Raw genomic sequence first — 17,258 nt, forward strand, 5'->3', positions numbered from 1 at the left:
ACCTGCTGGCCCGGCTCGGCGCCGGCAGCGCGGAGGCCGGGGTGCGGGAGATGAACGCCGAGGCGCGCCGGCTGGGCGCGTTGCAGACCCAGGCGGTGACCCCCTCCGGGCTGGACGGTCCCGGCCAGTTCACCAGCGCCTACGACCTGGCGCTGATCGCCCGGGTCTGCTTCGCCAACCCCACCTTCCAGCGGTACGCGCTGACCGAACGCGCCCAGATCCCCGCCCCGCCCGCCCTGCGCAAGCGCGGCTTCCAGATCCAGAACGAGAACCCGCTGATCTACGACTATCCGGGTGCGCTCGGTGGCAAGACCGGCTTCACCGACCTGGCCCGGCACACCTACGTCGGCGCGGCCGAGCGGAACGGCCGGCGGCTGGTGGTCACCCTGCTGGGCGCCGAACGACGGCCGGTACGGGCCTGGGAGCAGGGCGCCCGACTGCTCGACTGGGGCTTCTCGCTGCCGCCGGACTCCTCGGTGGGCCGGCTGGTGGAGCCGGGGGAGGTCACCGAGGACGGCGCCGCTGCGACCCCGTCGGCGGCCCCGGACGCCGGGGCGGCCGTGGCCGCCGGCCGGTCGTCCGGTGGTGCCCCGGACTGGCTCGGTGGGGCGGTGGTCGGCGGCTCGGCCGGGCTGGTCGGGCTGCTCGCGGCCCTGCTGGCGGTCGGGCGACGCCGTCGCCGGCCCCGGCGGCGCGCGGTCCAGTGGGATTGACCGGCGTCGACAACCGGCCGACACCTCCATAGACTCCGGTCTTTCTGGTACCACGAGTCCAGGGAGGACCCCACGTGTCGAGCGAACCCCGACCGCCCGCCACCCCGCCGCGGCTGTCCGTGGCCCCGACGCTGCGCCGCCTCGCCGGCGTGACGCTGGCCTCGGCCGCGCTGGTCGTCGCCGGCGGCACTGCCGCGGTCGCCGCGCCGGGCACCGACGCGTCCGCGCCGCCGCGGACGACCAACGGGCCGTGCGCGTACACCGAGACGCCCGACGAGCCCGCGGCCCGGCCGGTGCCGTTGCCCCCGGACCCCCGCCGTACGCCGGACCGGGGCACCGTGCGGGTCACCCTGCGCACCAACCAGGGCCCGATCGGGCTGACCCTGGACCGGGAGCAGGCCCCGTGCACCGTGCAGAGCTTCCTGCACCTGGCCCGGCACCGGTTCTACGACCGCACGCCCTGCCACCGGCTGACCGCGTACCCGACGCTCAAGGTGCTCCAGTGCGGTGACCCGTCCGGCACCGGCGAGGGCGGCCCCGGCTACCGGTACGCCGACGAGCTGCCCACCGACCTGCCGCCGGCGCCGACCGACCCGACCGGCGCCCGCCGGCTCTACGCGCGCGGCACCCTGGCCATGGCCAACGCCGGGCCGGACACCAACGGCAGCCAGTTCTTCCTGGTGCAGGCCGACTCGGCGCTGCGCCCCAACTACACGGTCTTCGGCTCGGTCGACGCGTCCGGTCTCGCCACGCTCGACCGGATCGCCGCCGCCGGGATCGCACCCACCCCGGAGGACCCGGCGCCGGTCGACGGCGCGCCCGCCCAGCCGGTGGAGATCTGCAAGGTCGCCCGGCGGCACTGACCCGGACGCGGCGGGGCCGGGATCCTAGCGGCCCGGCCCCGCCCGCCGGCGGTGATTCCGCGGAAGGGGGGAGCGGACCGCCGCGCCTCACTACCGTGCGACAGAGTGAGAGTCACCAGTCGGATCGTCGCCGCCGTCGCCGCCGTCCTGCTGTCGCCGGCCGGCACCCCGGCCGTCGCCGCCCCCGCCCGCACCGCTCCCGCCACCACCGCGACCGGCGCCGTCACGACCGGCCCGTGCCCGCCCGTACCGGCGATGTCCCGGCCGCCCCGGCCGGCGCCACCCCGGGCGGACCCGGCACAGCGGGCCGTCGGCGGGGCCGCCCTGGCCACCTCGGGCCTGGTGACGCCCGCCGGGTCGCCCGCACCGCCGGCCGTGCCGGCGACCTCATGGCTGGTCGCGGACCTGGACAGCGGCGCCGTGCTCGGCGGCTGCGGGCCCCACGAGTACGCCACCCCGGCGAGCGTGCAGAAGCTGCTGCTCGCCGCCACCATGCTGCCCCGACTCGACCCCCGGCAGGTCGTCACCGTCACCGCCGGGGACCTCGACATCGAACCGGGCAGCTCCGCGGTGGGGCTGGTTGAGGGCGGTCGCTACCGGATCGAGACGATCTGGCTGGGGCTGCTGCTGAAGTCCGGCAACGAGGCGGCCAACGCGCTCGCCCGGCTCGGCGGCGGCCCCGACGGGCAGGCCGGCGGCATCCGGGCGATGAACGCGGAGGCCCACCGCCTGGGCGCGTTGCAGACCCAGGCGGTGACCCCCTCCGGGCTGGACGGTCCCGGCCAGTTCACCAGCGCCTACGACCTGGCCCTGATCGCCCGGGCCTGCTTCGCCGACGCCAACTTCCGTCGCTATGACGCCACCCGGGAGGCGGTCGTGCCCGCGCAGCCGGCGCTGCGGGAGAAGGCGTTCCAGATCCAGAACGACAACCAGCTGCTCTACCGCTATCCGGGCGCGCTCGGCGGCAAGACCGGCTACACCGACCTGGCCCGGCACACCTATGTCGGCGCCGCTGAGCGCAACGGGCGGCGGCTGGTGGTGACCCTGCTCGGCGCGGAGGCGACCGACCGGCGCGGCTGGCAGCAGGGCGCCGCGCTGCTGGACTGGGGCTTCGCGCTGCCCCGCGCCGCCGCCGTTGGCCGGCTGGTACGCCCCAGCGAGCTGTCCTCGCCGCTGCCCACGGCCACCGGCACCCCGCCGCCGCTGGCCGCGGCGGGCGGACCGACGCGGGTCGACCCGCTCGGACACCGGTGGGCGCGGCCCGGGCCGCTCGCCGGGGCGGCACTGCTGCTGCTCGGGGCGACGGTCGTCGGCGCGCTGGCCGGGCGGCGTCGCCGGCGGACGACCGCGGGGCGCCGGGCGTGACGCCCGCCCGGGCCCGCACCCGCGTGGTGACACCCGCGTCCCGGCAGCGTCCCGGCGCGGTGCCGCCGTCCGGCGCGCGGCGGGTCGCCCGGGCGCTGGCCCTGCTGCTGGCGGTGACGGCGGTCGCCGGCTGCCAGCGGCCTCCCGGCCCGGCGCCGCGGCCCAGCGCGGTCACGCCGTCGCCGAGCGGCTCACCCGCCCCGGCCGACTTCGTGCTGCTCTCCGAGGTCGACCCGAGCATCACGGTGGACATCCGGTACGCCACCGCGCACAACTTCGTGGGCCGGCCGGTCGACGGCTACCCCGAACCGCTCTGCCTGCTCACCCGCACCGCGGCCGAGGCGCTGCGCCGGGTGCAGGCCGCCGCCCGTGACCAGGGCCGCAGCCTGCGGGTGTACGACTGCTACCGACCCCAGCGGGCGGCCGAGGACTTCGTCCGCTGGGCGAAGGACCCCGCCGATGAGAAGACGAAGGCCGAGTTCTACCCCCACGTCGCCAAGTCGAAGCTCTTCGACGACGGCTACATCGGCGCGCCCACCTCGCACAGCAGCGGCAGCACCCTCGACCTGACCCTGGAGCCGGTGCCGGCGTCGCCCGGGGCCACGTACCGCCCGGGGCAGCCGCTGGTGGCCTGCACCGCGCCGGCCGGTCAACGCTTCGCCGACGGCGGCGTCGACATGGGCACCGGCTTCGACTGCTTCGACCCCCGGGCCCACACGAACGACCCGCGGGTCACCGGCACGCCGCGGCAGAACCGGCAGTTGCTGCGCCGGCTGATGGAGCAGGCCGGCTTCGTCAACTACGACCGGGAGTGGTGGCACTACCGGTACGCCGACGAGCCGTACCCGGACACGTACTTCGACTTCCCGGTGGCCGTGTCGTCGCTGCGCCCGCGCTGAGCCCGGGCCGGAGGCATCCGATGATCCCTTCGAGGGCGGACCGATCCGCCGGGACTAGGCTTCCCGCCGACCCCTGCCAACCCTCGACGGACCGGTCACCGCCGGCCCGTCGACCGCGTCCGAGGAGCCGTTGTGGAGATGGAACGGATCGGCCCGCCGCTGCGCGCCGGGGAGCGGGAGACGCTGCGCGCGTTCCTCGACTTCCACCGGGCGACCCTGGTGATGAAGTGCCAGGGGCTGTCCGACGAGGAACTGCGGCGTCGGTCCATGCCGCCCTCGACGCTGACCCTGCTCGGCCTGCTGCGGCACATGGCCGAAGTGGAGCGGACCTGGTTCCGGCGGGTGATCGACGCCGAGGACGTGCCGCTGATCTGGTCGGCGACCGGCGACTTCCAGGAGGCGTACGACCCGACCGGCTCGACCGGCCCGGACGCGTTCGAGGTGTGGCAGCGGGAGGTGGAGCACGCCCGCCGGATCGAGCGGGAGGCCGAGTCCCTCGACGTCACCGGGCACCAGGCGCGGTGGGGTGAGGACGTCTCGCTGCGGCTGGTGATGCTGCACATGATCCACGAGTACGCCCGGCACAACGGCCACGCCGACTTCCTCCGCGAGGGCATCGACGGCTCCGTCGGGGCGTGACCGTCCTGCCGCCCCGCCGTCGCCGGTGCGGCGTCCCGGCTCAGTGCCGGGCGCTGCCCGCCGGCGGAGCCCCGGCACCGGTCGGTCCCGCGCCGGGCAGCGGCAGCCAGGCCAGCACGTCGCGGATCTTGTCGTCCCAGTACGCCCAGTCGTGGTCGCCGGGGGAGAAGTCCACGGTGACCGGGACGTCCCGGGCCCGTGCCGCCTCGATGAAGCGCACGTTGTCCTCGTGGAGCAAGTCCTCGGTGCCGCAGGCGACGTAGAGCGCCGGCAGGTCGACGCCGGCCCGGCCGAGCAGCGCCACCGTGTCGTCGTCGCCGCCTGGCACGTCCCGGTCACCCCAGACGGTGTGCCACACGGCCGGATCGACCGGCCGGGTCGGGTGGTCCCGGCGGTTGGCCACGTTCAGCGCGCCGGAGAGGCTGGCGGCGGCGGCGAACCGGTCCGGCCGGCGCAGCGCCCACTTCACCGCGCCGTACCCGCCCATCGACAGGCCGGCGACGAAGGTGTCCTCCCGGCGCTCGGAGAGCCGGAAGAACGACCGGCACACCTGCGGCAGTTCCTCGGTGAGGAACGTCCAGTAGCGGTTGCCGTGTTCCTCGTCGGCGTAGAAGCTCCGCCCCGCGTGGGGCATCACCACGGCCAGGCCCAGCGGCGCGACGTACCGCTCGATCGCGGTGCGCCGGGTCCAGATGGTGTCGTCGTCGGTCAGGCCGTGCAGCAGGTAGAGCACCGGCGGATCGCCGGCCGGGGCGGCGCCTTCCATGCCGATCTGCGTCGAGGTGCGCTCCGGCAGGAGCACCGTCATCGACGTCCCCATGCCCAGCGCCTCGGAGAAGAAGTCACAGCGGATCCGCGCCATGGGCGTGGATGCTACGCGCCGCCGCCGGCCGTTCGACCGCTACGGCCCGGCGTGCCGGGCCGGCGGGCCCGGTGGCGGTCGGCGACGCGCGGTCGGCCGGCTCAGCCGGCTCGACGCGGCGGGCAGGCGGCCGTGACGACGGCCTCGGCGGCCGCCCGGGCCGCCGCCGGCGCGGCGGGGTCGGCGTCGAGGACCCCGGCGGCCAGCCCGCCGTCGAGCAGCAGGGTCAGCTGCCGGGCCAGTCGGTCCGGGTGGGCGGCGCCGGCCCGACGGGCCAGGTCGGTGACCCAGGCCCGGACCACTGCCTTGTGCTCCACCGTGCGGGCGTGCACGTCGCTGCCGGGCTGGCTCTCTGCGGCGGTGTTGATGAACGCGCAGCCGTGGTATCCCTCGCGCCGGCACGCCGAGCCCAGCGCGTCGAACATCCCGACCAGCTGGTCGCGGGGGTCGTCGCCGGCTTCCCGGGCGGCGGCGCGCAGCGCGCCGAACCACGCCTGGTCCACCTTGTCGAGGTACGCCAGGACGAGGTCGTCCTTGCGCGGGAAGTGCTTGTAGAGGGTCGCCTTGGCCACCCCGGACTCGGCGATCACCGTGTCCACTCCGACGCCGCGCGGGCCGTGGGCGTAGAAGAGCCGGAAGGCGGTGTCCAGGATGCGGTCGCGCGCGCACTGCCGCGACCCCGCCGTCGGCCCGGTTGCCGCCATCGTCACCACCTCCATCGCTGCTGGTCAGCCAGCATACCGACCAGTCTGTCGACCCGGTCGGTGGGCGGTGCGGTCAGGTCTCTTCCGGAGGCCTCTTGTGGGTAGACAGACCTGTCTGTTAGCTTCGTCATCGGCCGGGCGGACCGGCTTCCCACAACGGCAGGAGCGCACGATGAAGATCGCGGTACTGGGCACCGGCATGGTCGGGCAGGCCCTGGCGGGACGGCTGGCGCAGCTCGGCCACGAGGTCACGGTCGGCACCCGGGACGTCGCCGCCACCCTCGCCCGCACCGACCCCGACGGCATGGGCAACCCGCCCTACTCCCGGTGGGCGCAGGCCCACCCGCAGGTCAACCTGACCACGTTCGCCGAGGCGGTCGCCGGCGCCGAGCTGGTCGTCAACGCCACCTCCGGCGCGGTGTCGCTGGACGCGCTCGCCGCCGCCGGCGCGGAGCACCTGGCCGGCAAGGTGCTGCTCGACATCGCCAACCCGCTCGACTTCTCCCGGGGTTTCCCGCCCAGCCTGTTCGTCGCTGACCCCGACTCCCTCGGCGAGCGGATCCAGGCCGCGTACCCCGAGCTGAAGGTGGTCAAGGCCCTCAACACCCTCACCGCCGAGCTGATGGTCGACCCCAAGGCGCTCGCCGGCGGCGAGCACACCGTCTTCGTCGCCGGCAACGACGTGGACGCCAAGCGGACCGTGACCACGCTGCTGGAGAGCTTCGGGCACACCGACATCATCGATCTCGGCGACATCACCGGCGCCCGCGGCACCGAGATGCTGCTGCCGGTCTGGCTGCGCCTGATGGGCACCCTGAACACCCCGAGGTTCCAGTTCAAGATCGTCCGCTGAGCCGACCGCCGTCGCGGCGGGGCCGTCAGGTCCAGTAGAGGATCCGGCAGGCCGGCACCCGGGCGGCCAGCTCGGCGGTGAACCAGGAGCGCAGCTCGGTCATCGTCTCGCGCGGGTAGACGAACTTCACCGCCCCGAACTTGCCGTGCTTGCGGCTGCGCCGCGCCTCGTCCATTTCCAGCCGGGTGCGCGGGTACCAGCCCAGCAGCACCTCGCGGCTGCCCGGGGTGAACCGGTGCGTGATCAGTTCGGCGGTCAGGTCCAGCGCCGGCACCCCGTCCACCGCGGCGGCGACCATGCCCAGCAGCTCGCCGTAGTGGGTCCGCCAGTCCGGCAGCGCGATGATCGGCGCGATGGTCAGCCCCACCGGGTAGCCGTCGAGCGCGAGCCGGCGCAGCGCGGCCAGCCGGGCCGGCACCGGGCTCGTACCGCCCTCGAAGCGGGTGCTCACCGGCAGGCAGTTCACGCTGAACCGCACCCGCGTACGCGCCGCGTGCGCCAGCCCGACGAAGGTCTCCACGTCGTCGTACTTGGTGGTCCAGCGCAGCTGCACCGGGGCGTCCCAGCCGGCGAAGTGTTCCACCGCCCGCCGCCAGCTGCCGGTCAGGTGCTCCAGGGCCAGCGGATCGGTGTAGCAGGACGCCTCGAAGGTGGTGCCCTCCTCGGCGCGCCGGGCGTCCCGGCTGGTCACCGTGCCCCGCCCGGCGTACCCGGCGAGGCCGTCGAGGATGTCGTCGAGGTCCGCGTACACCCGGGTCACCGGCGGGCCGGAGAGCGACCCGGCCAGATAGCAGTACTGACAGTGCGCCGGGCAACCCTCCGCCAGGTCGACCCGCCAGTCCGCGCTGGGCGCGATCGGTTGCAGCCGGCGGCGCGACGGCGGGCTCACCACGATCGCCATGGTCGACTTCGCCCGGACGTACGTCTCCCGCTCGGTCTCCCCGCGCACGCCGGTCAGCCGGTTCGCCCGCAACCGCTCGACCTCGATGCCCAGCGCCTCGACCCGCCCGACGATGCGCCGCCCGTGCGGATGGTCCAGCGCCGCGGGGGTGGCCACCACCCGCCGGGGCGTCCAGCGCCGCGCCGGTCGGGGCGGCGGGGCCAGCCCGGCCAGGTCGCGGGTCGGCACCCGCTCGCCGCTCGCGTCGTGCGGAGCCGGGGGTACGCCCACCGCCAGCGGCTCGTCGACGTCCACGCTGTCCGGCTGCATCCGGGCCGGTTACCCGTTCCCCGGCGGAACCAACGGCCGTTCGGTCGACCGGTCCGGCGCGGGCCGTTGCCTCGGCCCGCGCGTCCCCGCGTCGCCGGTAGCGGGGTCGGGTATGGCGGCGTCGCCGGTGCTCTGTGCGGGGGGGGCCGCGTCGCCGGTGCCGTGTCGGGGTGGGGCCGCGTCGCCGGTGCCGTGGAGTGGTTCGGCGCCGGCGGCCGCCGCCGCGTAGCGGGCGGCCAGGGTGGCGAGCAGGTCCCGCAGCTCCGGCGGGTCGAGCACGTCGAAGTCGACGTCCAGGCTGCCCAGGAAGCCGGCCAGGTCGGGCAGCGAGTGCCCGCCCGTCTCCAGCAGACAGGTGCCCTCGTCGAGCGGCTCCAGCAGGCCGGCCGCGGGGGTGAGCAGCGCGGCGACCACGGCCGCCGGCGCGTGCAGCCGTACCCGCGCGGGGTGCCGCCACGCGACGGAGCCGACGCCCCGCCGCACCCGCCAGTCGACCTCGGCCTCGGGCACCTCCCGGGGCGCGAAGCGCGGACCGTTCGGCGATCGCGGGCGGATCCGGTCCGCGCGGAACGTCCGCCAGTCCGCCCGCTGCGGATCCCAGGCCAACAGGTACCAGCGGTGTCCGGTGTAGACCAGCCGGTGCGGCTCCACCTCCCGCCGGCTGTCGGCGCCGTCGCGCCGGACGTAGTCGAAGCGCAGCCGCTCCCGCCGGTGGATCGCCGCGGCGACCTCGGTCAGCGTCGCCGCCGGCACCGTCGGACCGCCCCCGGCCGCCGAGACCGTGGCCGTCCGCAGCGCGTCCACCCGGTGCCGCAGCCGGGACGGCAGCGACTGCTCCAGCTTGGCCAACGCCCGCAGCGAGGTCTCCTCGATGCCGGTGACCGAGCCCGCCGCGGCGGCCCGCAGGCCGACGGCGACCGCCACCGCCTCCTCGTCGTCGAGCAGCAGCGGCGGCAGGGCGCTGCCCCGCCCGAGCCGGTAACCACCCGCCGCCCCCGGGCGGGAGTCCACTCGGTAGCCGAGGGCGCGCAGCCGTTCCATGTCGGCCCGCACCGTCCGCGTGGTCACGCCCAGCTGGGCGGCCAGTTCGCCACCGGGCCAGTCTCGCCCGGCCTGGAGCAGCGACAGCAGCCGCAGCAATCGCACCGATGTCTCCACCATGCCGGACAGTCTGCCCGCCATTGCGGAAGCGCACCTTCCGCAATCCCTCGTAGCGTGCGTGGCGAGGAACCGATCGAGGAGAGGAACCACCATGCTGCGAGGCATCGCCACCGTCAGCTTCTGGGCCGACGACCTGCCGGCCGCGAAGACCTGGTACGCCGACCTGCTCGGCGTCGAGCCGTACTTCGAGCGGGCCGGCGCCGACGGGCGGCCCGGGTACTACGAGTTCCGCCTCGGCGACCACCAGCACGAACTCGGTCTGATCGACAGCCGGTACGCCCCGCCCGGCGCGACGACCGGCCCGGGCGGAGCGATCGTCTACTGGCACGTCGACGACCTGCCGGCCACCGTCGCCCGGTTGCTGGCGGCCGGCGCCCGCGAGCACGACCCGATCCGGGAGCGCGGTGCCGGGTTCGTCACGGCGTGCGTGGTGGACCCGTTCGGAAACGTGCTGGGCGTGATGACCAACCCGCACTACCTCGAGATGCTCGCGAAGCGATCATGACCGGGGGGTGACGGGTGCCGGACGAGGCGCTGGCCGGGCTGGCCCGCAACCCGGCCCTCCCCGCCGACCTGCCGGGAGGGCCGGCTCCTCCGCCACCGGCGGTGGTGGAGGCCCCGGCGGCCAACCCGGCGCTGCCGGCGTCGGTGATGCGCCGCCTGCTCACCCCACCGGCAGGGAACGCGATTCCCGGCTGAGCGGGTGACCCGTTGCGCCGCGCACGGGCGGCCGGAGCCGGCCGGACCGGTGCCGGGGCGCCAGCGCCGCGCGCAGTGCCGGACCGAGGATCCGCTGGACGTCGGCGGCGGACAGGCCCGACGCGGCCGGGAGCGGATTGAGGTATCGCGTGTAGATCAGCCCGCCGATCACGGTGACCGCCGCGGTGGCGCGCTCGGTCGCGTCAGGGCCGCCGAGGAATTCAGCGAGCCGGACCAGCACCTCCCGGTCCAGGTACTCGCGCACCAGGACGAGCAGTTGGTCGTCCGGCGCCGGCTCGTCCGTGGCGGAGGCGTCGTCCCACAGGGTCACCACCGCCCGCAGCAGCCGGTCGGCCAGCCCGGCCGGGTCACCCGGCAGCGCCTCGGCCAGCGCCCGGGACTGCGCGCAGTGCACCCGCATCACCTCGCCGAACAGGCCCTGCTTGGAGCCGAAGTGGTAACTGACGAGGGCCTGGTCGACGCCGGCCGCGGCGGCCACCGCCCGCAGCGTGGTGCCCTGGTAGCCCCGTTCCAGGAACAGCGTCCGCGCCGCCTCCGCGATGCGCGCGCGGGTCGGCGGATTGCCACGTGGACGTCCTCGGGATTTATTCATCACCGTTGAACATGCCGCCCGGGACCCGCAGTGTCAACGCGTACCGAGCGACCCGGACCGCCCGGGTCCCGAAGGAGGAGTGAACACATGCGCATCGTCGTCATCGGCGCCAGCGGACCCACCGGCCGGCAGCTCACCGGCCAGGCCCTCGCCGCCGGCCAGCACGTCACGGCGGTGAGCCGCCGACCCCGGGGACTGCCCCGGCACGACCACCTCACCGTGGTGGCCGCCGACGCCACCGATCCCGCCGCGATCGAACCGGCGGTCGCCGGCGCCGACGCCGTGCTCTCCGCGCTCGGCGTCACGCCCAGCCGGAAACCGGTCACCACCTACTCGGCGGCGGCCACCGCCGTCGTCACCGCGATGCGACGCCACGGCGTACGGCGGCTGATGGTGGTCAGCTCCAGCGTGCTGGATCCCGGCTGGCGACCCAGCAACGCGTTCTTCTTCAACCACGTCCTCGACCCCTACGTCAACCGGGTGCTGGTCCGGCAGGTGCACCAGGACATGCGGCGGATGGAGGAGGTGGTCCGGGCCAGCGACCTGGACTGGACCATCGTGCGTCCGTCCGGCCTTTTCGAACATCCCACGGTCACCGACCATCTCGTCGCCGACGGCAGCGCCGACGGCGTGTTCACCGCCCGGGCCGACCTCGCCGCCGCCATGCTGCGCGAGTTGGACGAGCGGCGGTTCCCCCGCCGGGCGATGGGGGTGGCCACCACCGCCGTGCAGCCCGGCCTCGTGCAGCTCGTCCGCGACGAGGTCCTGCGATCACCCCGCTGAGCCGGCCGGGCCGGGTGCGCGCCCTCCGGCCGGCGGGCACGGGAAGCGCGCCCGCACCCCGTCGATGCAGCTGTCCCGGGAGGTCGGGCCGCCGAAGCGCAGCCGGTCGTAGCCGGTGAAGGCCGGCTCCAGCCCGTCCAACTCGTCCACCAGCGCGTGCAACCGTCGCGCCCACCCCGCGCCGGGCTCCGGCCGGTCCACCGCCGCGTGGATGGCCGCGGTCAGCTCGTCCTTGCGCCGGATCGTCTCCGGCGTCACCGACCGCAGGCACACGTACCGGCCGCTGAGGTAGGCGTCCCACTCCGCCGCGCCCTGTCCCGGGTCCGCCCAGTGCGCGGTGAACCAGGCCCGCAGCGCCGCCGGCCCGCCCGCCCGGTCGGCCAGCGAGAACAGGTCCGCCGGCACCATCTGCGCGCCGTCCGAGCGCAGGTAGCCCGGCAGCGGCAACCGCCGGTCCAGCATCAGCCGGCGTACGTCGTCGACGTTGTGTCCGTGCGCCGCGCAGAGCGTCTCGAGGACGACGAACTGCGCGTCGACGTACGCGTCGTCGTCCGCCGTCATCGGATGGTCCCCGTTGACCTCCCGGAAGCGTTCGGCCACCTGCTCCGCCGGCTCCATCGACATCCCCTTCCTCGCATCGGGCTGCGACGGTAGCGGCGGAATCGTTCGGCAGCCGCCGAAGGATTCTCGGAATATCCGTTGCGGGCCCCGGGAGGCCTCGCCTACCGTCAATGCCGCAACGTCACACCGATCACTCCGGGGAGCCCGCCGTGCAGCAGCAGACCAGCACCGAGACCACGCGGTCCATGCCGCGCGGCGGTGCCATGCTGCCCGCGGGCGAACGAGCCCGGGGCCTGCTCCAGGGCCGGTGTGGCTGGCGACGAGGGTGGCGGCGCGGATAGCGCCGGCGCGACAGCGCAGCCGCCCGCCCCACCGGGGTACGGGCGGCTTTTTCGTCACCCGGCACCCGTCCGAGGGGTGTAGCTCAACCCGGAAGAGCACCGGATTCCAAACCCGACGGTTGCAGGTTCGAGTCCTGTCACCCCTGCCTCATGTCCCGGCACGGCCGGCGACGTCGCTTCTTCTCAACTCCACAGTGGATGGCATGAGTACGACCCCGGCCGGCGCCGCGAGCGCGTCGGCCGGGGGTACGACCCGGGGTGGAGCTGCCACCCCGCGCGGGCTGTTGGAGCAATTGGAAGCTCACCCGGTTCTCAGCCGGGAGGTTACGGGTTCGAGCCCCGTACGGCCTACGTAGTGACGACACGCGGTTGTGGCGCAGTGGTAGCGCGTCGCCTCGCCAAGGCGAAGATCGCCGGTTCGAATCCGGCCAGCCGCTCGCAAGCACCCCCCATCCCACGGGCTGCGCGCTGGGGCGCAGAGAGGCCTTGCAAGCCACTCCCGCCGGGTTCGATTCACGGGCGGTCCACGAGCCTTCCGCCGCCCTCCGGGGTGGCATCCGACGACATCAGGAGAAGACGATGGCATTCACCCCGCTGCCGGGCACCCGGGCGCCGGTACGGGTCTGGACCGACCCGTACGGCATCGAGCCGCAGGCCGCGCAGCAGCTGCGCAACATCGGCGCGCTGCCCTGGGTGCAGGGCGTCGCGGTCATGCCCGACGTGCACTTCGGCAAGGGCGCCACGGTCGGCTCCGTCATCGCGATGCGGCAGGCCGTCTCGCCCGCGGCGGTCGGCGTGGACATCGGCTGCGGGATGTCCGCGGTGCGTACCTCGCTCACCGCGGCCGACCTGCCGGACGACCTGGCGCCGCTGCGCGCGGCGATCGAGGCGGCCGTCCCGGTCGGTTTCGCCAAGCGGGCCGACCCGGTCGACCCGCGCCGGATCCGGGGCCTGGAGCAGGCCGGCTGGGACGCCTTCTGGAAGCGGTTCGGCGAGCTGGACCGCAAGGTGGCGCAGCTGGAGAGCCGGGCCCAGCACCAGATGGGCACCCTCGGTGGCGGCAACCACTTCATCGAGGTCTGCGTCGAGCAGGGCGGGCCGGACGCCGGCCAGGTCTGGCTGATGCTGCACTCCGGCTCCCGCAACATCGGCAAGGAACTCGCCGAGCGGCACATCGGGGTGGCGCGGAAGCTGTCGCACAACACCGACCTGCCCGACCGCGACCTGGCGGTGTTCCTCGCCGGCACCCCGGAGATGGACGCCTACCGCCGGGACCTCTGGTGGGCGCAGGAGTACGCGCGGCGCAACCGCGCGGTCATGCTGGCCCTGCTCTGCGGCGTGGTCCGGGAGCAGTTCCCGCAGGTCGCCTACAGCGACCCGATCAGCTGCCACCACAACTACGTGGCGGAGGAGAGCTACGAGGGGGTGGACGTGCTGGTGACCCGGAAGGGCGCGATCCGGGCCGGTCGGGGGGACCTGGGCATCATCCCGGGGTCGATGGGCACCGGCTCGTACATCGTGCGCGGCAAGGGCAACCCGGACGCGTTCTGCTCGGCGTCGCACGGCGCCGGGCGGCGGATGTCGCGAGGGCAGGCGAAGCGGACGTTCAGCACCGCCGACCTGGTCGAGCAGACCGCCGGGGTGGAGTGCCGCAAGGACGCCGGGGTGGTCGACGAGATCCCCGGCGCGTACAAGGACATCACCGAGGTGATGGCGCAGCAGGACGACCTGGTCGAGGTGGTGGCGCACCTCAAGCAGGTGGTCTGCGTGAAGGGTTAGGCACGACCGGCGTCCGCGGGGGGTGGACGCCGGTCGTACGCCCCGATGGCTCAGCGGAGAGAGCGCCCGTCTACGAAGCGGGAGATCCCAGGTTCGAGTCCTGGTCGGGGCACGGTCCGTATCCGCCGGCGGCGGAACGGAACCCTTGCGAGCTGGTGCAACCGGCAGCACAGCCGACTCTGGATCGGTCGATGGAGGTTCGAGTCCTCCGCTCGCAGCACGAGCCCTCGTGGCCCAAGGGTAGAGGCGGCGGCATGAGTAGGCGGGCAGTGCGCGTTCGAATCGCGCCCCGGGCACGCGGATGGCGCGGTGGACGAAATGGGAGAGTCGCCCGGCTTTCACCCGGGACACGTTGCGGGTTCGAATCCCGTCCGCGCTGCTCATGCCCCCGTGGCGCAGTGGAGAGCGCATCAGGTTCCGAACCTGAGGGCCGCTGGTTCGAATCCAGCCGGGGGCACTGCTCCACCAACCCGACCGAGTGCCCGAGTGGTCAGGGGGCGGTCCGCAAAACCGTACATACGGGTTCGAATCCCGTCTCGGTCTCGGCTGCCATCCACTGTGGTCCCCGCCGGAGGACGTGGGTCCAGCCGCTGCTCATGACGGTGGCCCGCCCGGTTCGATCCCGGGTCCGGCGACGACCGACCGCGCCGCGGCGACACGGCGGATGCAGTGTCGCCGCGACTGCCGGCGCTCAGCCCAGGTGTACGGCGCTGGTGGTGGCCAGGTCCTCCTTGCGGACCTTGATCAGCAGCATTGTGGCCAGGCCGGCGACCAGGATCAGCCCGGCACCCCAGGCGAAGGCCACCGAGTAGCCGTGGACGGCGGCCTGGGCCATCGTCGCCTGGTCGGGGACCCGGCTGGCCAGGTACGCGGTGACCGCGCTGGTGAAGAAGGTGTTGAGCAGCGCGGTGCCGAGCGAGCCACCGATCTGCTGGGTGGCGTTGAGGGTAGCGCTGGCCGCCCCGGCGTCGTGTTCGGGGACGCCGACCAGGGCGAGGCTGGACAGCGGCATGAAGGTGAAGCCGAGGCCGAGTCCGAGCACCACCTGGGCGGGCAGCAGGTGCGTCATGAAGGAGCTGTCCACGTCGATCTGGGTCAGCGCCAGCATGGCGGCGGCGAGCACAGCCGGGGGAGGCGGGTCGACGCCGAGCTTTATGAGATGTCTCGCAGTGAGGTAGGGAAACGAGCCCGTTTTGCGCCGGAGTCAGGCGGTGGCGGCGGTCAGGCGGTGGCGGCCAGCAGGACCGGCACGGCCACCACGTGGGTCCGGGAGCCGTCGCGGGGCGACACCTCGTACACCTCGACGGTGCCGGGGCCGGCGGTCGCCAACCGGTACGCGACCCCGCCGCGGTAGTCGCCCCGGCAGCCGCTGCCGCAGGTGGCGGTGGTGAAGCCGGTGCCGACCACCCGGCCGCTGCCGTCGAGGATCCGGATCGAGACGGTCGCCTCGTACACGTCGGCGGTGCCGGCGACGGTGACCGGCCCGGCGACCCGCTGGCCGATCGCCGGCTCGGTGACCACGATCGGCGCCAGCAGGTCGGCGAGGTCGGTGCGGGCCAGCACGACGCCGCTACCGGCGAAGGCCACCCGGCGCACGGTGGGGAACTGGGTGAGCGTCCAGACCACCTGCGCCCGCCGCAGCCGCAGCGTCCGGGCGTCGGTGTCGGCGAAGGACTCCGGCGGGGCGACGGTGGCGGTGCCCTCGGCTATCCGGACCATCTCGACGCCGGCGGGGACCAGGGTGGCCAGGCCGGCGGCGGCCTCGGCGGAGGTGGGTCCGGCGGCCAGTTCCGCCAGCGCCAGCCGAGAGGTGGCGACGGTGGTGGGTCGGGTCCGCCGGGTCGGCACCACCACCCCGGCCCGGGCGAACCAGAGCTGCACGGTCACGCTGCCCGTGGCGGGCGGCGTCGGCGTCCCGGTCCGCGGCGGCGTCACCGGCCCGGTCGACCGGGTGGCGGTGGGCCCGGGGGTGCCGCCGGTCGGGGTGCCCGGCAGGGCGGTCGGGCCGGTCACCGGGGCGGTGGCGGTGCCGGGCGCGGCGGCGCGCGGGGCCGGTCCGAGGGTGCCCGAGCGGGCGTCGGCGCAGCCGGCGAGCAGCAGCGCGAGCGCGGCGAGCAGGGCGGGCAGCCGGTTCACGGTTCTCCTCCCGGGTCGGCGTCGGGCGGGGTCACCGGCAGCGCCAGCTGGAACGTGGTGCCGACGCCGGGGGTGCTGCGGACCGTGAGACGGCCGGCGAGCAGCCGGGCGTTCTCCCGGGCGATGGCCAGGCCGCGCCCGCTGCCCCGACCGGAGCGCGCCGGGTCGGCCTTGTAGAAGCGGTCGAACACGTGCGGCAGGTGCTCGGCGGCGATCCCCGGCCCCTGGTCGCTCACCTCGTACACGAGCAGCGGGCCGGCGCGGGTCACGCTCGCGCGGACCTCGCCCTGGCCGTGCGTGACGGCGTTGCCGACCAGGTTGGCCAGCACCCGTTCCAGCCGGCGAGGGTCGGTGCGCAGGACGGCCTCGTCGCCGGTGACGACGACCCGGCCGGCCCAGCCGTGCGCCGCGACCAGGTCGCGCAGCGGGGCGAGGGCGGGCACCGACGCCAGGCTGACGGCCTCCCGGCCGGCGTCCAGCCGGGAGATCTCCATCAGCTCCTCGACCAGCGTGGGCAGCCGTACCACGTCGCCGACCTGCAGTACGGCGGCGCGGCGGGAGTCGTCGGGCAGCGTGTCGAGCCGGTCAGCCAGCAGGCAGGCCGCCGCCACCAGGGCGGTGACCGGGGTACGCAGCTCGTGCGCGACGTCGGCGGTGAACCGCCGCTCCCGGGCCTCGGCCCGGGACAGGTCGTCGATCTTCGTCTGGAGCGCCTGCGCCATGTCGTTGAACGCGGCCGCCCAGTCGCTGAACTCGTCCCGGCCGCGCACCGGCAGCCGGGTCGCCAGCAGCCCCTCCGCCACGGCCCGGGCGGCCCGGCTGGCCCGGCCGACCGGTTCGAGGGTGCGCCGGGCCAGGGAGTGCCCGACGCCCGCGGCGAGCGCCACCACCGCCAGCCAGCCGACCGCCAGCGCCGTGCGCAGCTGGTCCAGCCCGCCGACCAGGTCGCTCTCGTCCGTGACGGCGTACAGCTCGGCGGTCGAGCCGGGGATCCGTCCGCCGACCACCAGCAGGTGCCGCCCGCCGGCGCCGTCCAGCCGCTCGTAGCCGAGCTGCCCGTCGGCGACGGCGGCGCCC

Annotated in this window: 17 protein-coding genes, 8 tRNA genes and 2 pseudogenes; 18 read left to right on the forward strand and 9 right to left on the reverse strand. The window is 75.0% G+C overall.

Translation table 11 applies throughout. The annotated features are described in order from the left end of the window. From KBX37_RS29190 to KBX37_RS29210, 5 genes and pseudogenes are all read left to right on the forward strand, one after another. Positions 1–713 (forward strand): annotated as a pseudogene (locus KBX37_RS29190) (D-alanyl-D-alanine carboxypeptidase); the annotation flags it as partial. A 74-nt stretch (positions 714–787) separates the two neighbouring features. Next, positions 788–1,576 (forward strand): peptidylprolyl isomerase, encoded by a 789-nt coding sequence (locus KBX37_RS29195; protein WP_307849256.1) that lies wholly within the window; start codon positions 788–790, stop codon positions 1,574–1,576. A gap of 105 nt (positions 1,577–1,681) precedes the next feature. Further along, complete coding sequence (locus KBX37_RS29200; protein ID WP_210779106.1) at positions 1,682–2,941, forward strand: serine hydrolase; 1,260 nt, start codon at positions 1,682–1,684, stop codon at positions 2,939–2,941. Then, positions 2,938–3,840, forward strand: coding sequence for a M15 family metallopeptidase (locus KBX37_RS29205; RefSeq protein WP_307849258.1), 903 nt, complete (start codon positions 2,938–2,940; stop codon positions 3,838–3,840). Before KBX37_RS29200 ends, KBX37_RS29205 begins: the two co-directional genes overlap by 4 nt. 138 nt (positions 3,841–3,978) lie before the next feature. Then, entirely contained in the window at positions 3,979–4,479 is a 501-nt protein-coding gene (locus tag KBX37_RS29210; protein ID WP_247659226.1) for a DinB family protein, read from the forward strand. Positions 4,480–4,519: 40 nt separating this feature from the next. Here KBX37_RS29210 and KBX37_RS29215 read toward each other — a convergent pair whose 3' ends face one another. Further along, positions 4,520–5,341 (reverse strand): alpha/beta hydrolase family protein, encoded by an 822-nt coding sequence (locus tag KBX37_RS29215; RefSeq protein WP_210779108.1) that lies wholly within the window; start codon positions 5,339–5,341, stop codon positions 4,520–4,522. A 101-nt stretch (positions 5,342–5,442) separates the two neighbouring features. Beyond that, positions 5,443–6,045 carry a TetR/AcrR family transcriptional regulator gene (locus KBX37_RS29220; protein ID WP_210779109.1) on the reverse strand — a complete coding sequence of 201 codons (603 nt, stop codon included), beginning with the start codon at positions 6,043–6,045 and terminating at the stop codon, positions 5,443–5,445. A gap of 172 nt (positions 6,046–6,217) precedes the next feature. Between KBX37_RS29220 and KBX37_RS29225 the strand changes: the two genes are divergently transcribed. Then, entirely contained in the window at positions 6,218–6,898 is a 681-nt protein-coding gene (locus tag KBX37_RS29225; protein ID WP_210779110.1) for an NADPH-dependent F420 reductase, read from the forward strand. A 25-nt stretch (positions 6,899–6,923) separates the two neighbouring features. On the opposite strand, the gene KBX37_RS29230 is transcribed toward KBX37_RS29225, so the two are convergent. Beyond that, positions 6,924–8,108, reverse strand: coding sequence for a spore photoproduct lyase family protein (locus tag KBX37_RS29230; protein ID WP_210779111.1), 1,185 nt, complete (start codon positions 8,106–8,108; stop codon positions 6,924–6,926). Positions 8,109–8,321: 213 nt separating this feature from the next. After that, positions 8,322–9,269, reverse strand: a pseudogene (locus tag KBX37_RS29235) (helix-turn-helix transcriptional regulator); the annotation flags it as partial. A 91-nt stretch (positions 9,270–9,360) separates the two neighbouring features. On the opposite strand from KBX37_RS29235, the gene KBX37_RS29240 reads away from it, so the two are divergent. Then, entirely contained in the window at positions 9,361–9,774 is a 414-nt protein-coding gene (locus tag KBX37_RS29240) for a VOC family protein (RefSeq protein ID WP_210779112.1), read from the forward strand. A gap of 14 nt (positions 9,775–9,788) precedes the next feature. Continuing rightward, positions 9,789–9,968: a hypothetical protein gene (locus KBX37_RS29245; RefSeq protein ID WP_210779113.1), complete on the forward strand. Its 180-nt coding sequence runs from the start codon at positions 9,789–9,791 to the stop codon at positions 9,966–9,968. On the opposite strand, the gene KBX37_RS29250 is transcribed toward KBX37_RS29245, so the two are convergent. Further along, positions 9,934–10,581: a TetR/AcrR family transcriptional regulator gene (locus tag KBX37_RS29250; RefSeq protein ID WP_210779114.1), complete on the reverse strand. Its 648-nt coding sequence runs from the start codon at positions 10,579–10,581 to the stop codon at positions 9,934–9,936. The two genes, KBX37_RS29245 and KBX37_RS29250, sit on opposite strands and share 35 nt — an antisense overlap. Positions 10,582–10,668: 87 nt before the next feature. Here KBX37_RS29250 and KBX37_RS29255 point away from each other — a divergent pair, with 87 nt between their 5' ends. After that, positions 10,669–11,364, forward strand: a complete 696-nt coding sequence (locus tag KBX37_RS29255; protein ID WP_210779115.1) for an NAD(P)-dependent oxidoreductase — start codon at positions 10,669–10,671, stop codon at positions 11,362–11,364. Here KBX37_RS29255 and KBX37_RS29260 read toward each other — a convergent pair. Further along, positions 11,353–11,982 carry a DUF6058 family natural product biosynthesis protein gene (locus KBX37_RS29260; protein WP_247659224.1) on the reverse strand — a complete coding sequence of 210 codons (630 nt, stop codon included), beginning with the start codon at positions 11,980–11,982 and terminating at the stop codon, positions 11,353–11,355. The two genes, KBX37_RS29255 and KBX37_RS29260, sit on opposite strands and share 12 nt — an antisense overlap. Before the next feature lie 356 nt (positions 11,983–12,338). On the opposite strand from KBX37_RS29260, the gene KBX37_RS29265 reads away from it, so the two are divergent. The 9 genes from KBX37_RS29265 (at position 12,339) to KBX37_RS29305 (ending at position 14,588) form a co-directional block, all read left to right on the forward strand. Continuing rightward, a tRNA-Trp gene (locus KBX37_RS29265) sits at positions 12,339–12,412 on the forward strand. Between the two features lie 132 nt (positions 12,413–12,544). After that, positions 12,545–12,617, forward strand: a tRNA-Glu gene (locus tag KBX37_RS29270). A 14-nt stretch (positions 12,618–12,631) separates the two neighbouring features. Further along, a tRNA-Gly gene (locus KBX37_RS29275) sits at positions 12,632–12,703 on the forward strand. Positions 12,704–12,845: 142 nt separating this feature from the next. Then, the gene (locus tag KBX37_RS29280) at positions 12,846–14,045 is read left to right on the forward strand and encodes an RtcB family protein (protein WP_210779117.1); all 1,200 of its coding nucleotides are present in this window, start codon (positions 12,846–12,848) and stop codon (positions 14,043–14,045) included. A gap of 39 nt (positions 14,046–14,084) precedes the next feature. Next, positions 14,085–14,157: transfer RNA gene (locus tag KBX37_RS29285), tRNA-Arg, on the forward strand. Between the two features lie 34 nt (positions 14,158–14,191). After that, positions 14,192–14,263, forward strand: a tRNA-Gln gene (locus KBX37_RS29290). 85 nt (positions 14,264–14,348) lie between these two features. Then, positions 14,349–14,424, forward strand: a tRNA-Glu gene (locus KBX37_RS29295). A gap of 5 nt (positions 14,425–14,429) precedes the next feature. Beyond that, positions 14,430–14,502: transfer RNA gene (locus tag KBX37_RS29300), tRNA-Arg, on the forward strand. Between the two features lie 15 nt (positions 14,503–14,517). Then, positions 14,518–14,588, forward strand: a tRNA-Cys gene (locus KBX37_RS29305). Positions 14,589–14,736: 148 nt separating this feature from the next. Here the strand turns inward: KBX37_RS29305 and KBX37_RS29310 are convergent. From KBX37_RS29310 to KBX37_RS29320, 3 genes are all read right to left on the reverse strand, one after another. After that, complete coding sequence (locus tag KBX37_RS29310) at positions 14,737–15,153, reverse strand: hypothetical protein (protein ID WP_210779118.1); 417 nt, start codon at positions 15,151–15,153, stop codon at positions 14,737–14,739. A gap of 113 nt (positions 15,154–15,266) precedes the next feature. After that, entirely contained in the window at positions 15,267–16,181 is a 915-nt protein-coding gene (locus KBX37_RS35495) for a Gmad2 immunoglobulin-like domain-containing protein (protein WP_307849259.1), read from the reverse strand. Further along, a partial coding sequence (locus KBX37_RS29320; protein WP_210779119.1) for a HAMP domain-containing sensor histidine kinase occupies positions 16,178–17,258 on the reverse strand: 1,081 nt, incomplete at its 5' end. The genes KBX37_RS35495 and KBX37_RS29320, both read right to left, overlap by 4 nt.

The sequence above is a fragment of the Micromonospora sp. U56 genome, from assembly GCF_018070095.1.
GTDB lineage: Bacteria > Actinomycetota > Actinomycetes > Mycobacteriales > Micromonosporaceae > Micromonospora > Micromonospora purpureochromogenes.

Excerpts from the sequence above, each read along its gene's own strand:
- KBX37_RS29210 (WP_247659226.1), top strand. The coding sequence starts at position 3,979 with ATGGAACGGATCGGCCCGCCGCTGCGCGCCGGGGAGCGGGAGACGCTG.
- KBX37_RS29215 (WP_210779108.1), bottom strand. The coding sequence starts at position 5,341 with ATGGCGCGGATCCGCTGTGACTTCTTCTCCGAGGCGCTGGGCATGGGG.
- KBX37_RS29220 (WP_210779109.1), bottom strand. The coding sequence starts at position 6,045 with ATGGCGGCAACCGGGCCGACGGCGGGGTCGCGGCAGTGCGCGCGCGAC.
- KBX37_RS29225 (WP_210779110.1), top strand. The coding sequence starts at position 6,218 with ATGAAGATCGCGGTACTGGGCACCGGCATGGTCGGGCAGGCCCTGGCG.
- KBX37_RS29230 (WP_210779111.1), bottom strand. The coding sequence starts at position 8,108 with ATGCAGCCGGACAGCGTGGACGTCGACGAGCCGCTGGCGGTGGGCGTA.
- KBX37_RS29240 (WP_210779112.1), top strand. The coding sequence starts at position 9,361 with ATGCTGCGAGGCATCGCCACCGTCAGCTTCTGGGCCGACGACCTGCCG.
- KBX37_RS29250 (WP_210779114.1), bottom strand. The coding sequence starts at position 10,581 with ATGAATAAATCCCGAGGACGTCCACGTGGCAATCCGCCGACCCGCGCG.
- KBX37_RS29255 (WP_210779115.1), top strand. The coding sequence starts at position 10,669 with ATGCGCATCGTCGTCATCGGCGCCAGCGGACCCACCGGCCGGCAGCTC.
- KBX37_RS29260 (WP_247659224.1), bottom strand. The coding sequence starts at position 11,982 with ATGGAGCCGGCGGAGCAGGTGGCCGAACGCTTCCGGGAGGTCAACGGG.
- KBX37_RS29280 (WP_210779117.1), top strand. The coding sequence starts at position 12,846 with ATGGCATTCACCCCGCTGCCGGGCACCCGGGCGCCGGTACGGGTCTGG.
- KBX37_RS29310 (WP_210779118.1), bottom strand. The coding sequence starts at position 15,153 with ATGCTGGCGCTGACCCAGATCGACGTGGACAGCTCCTTCATGACGCAC.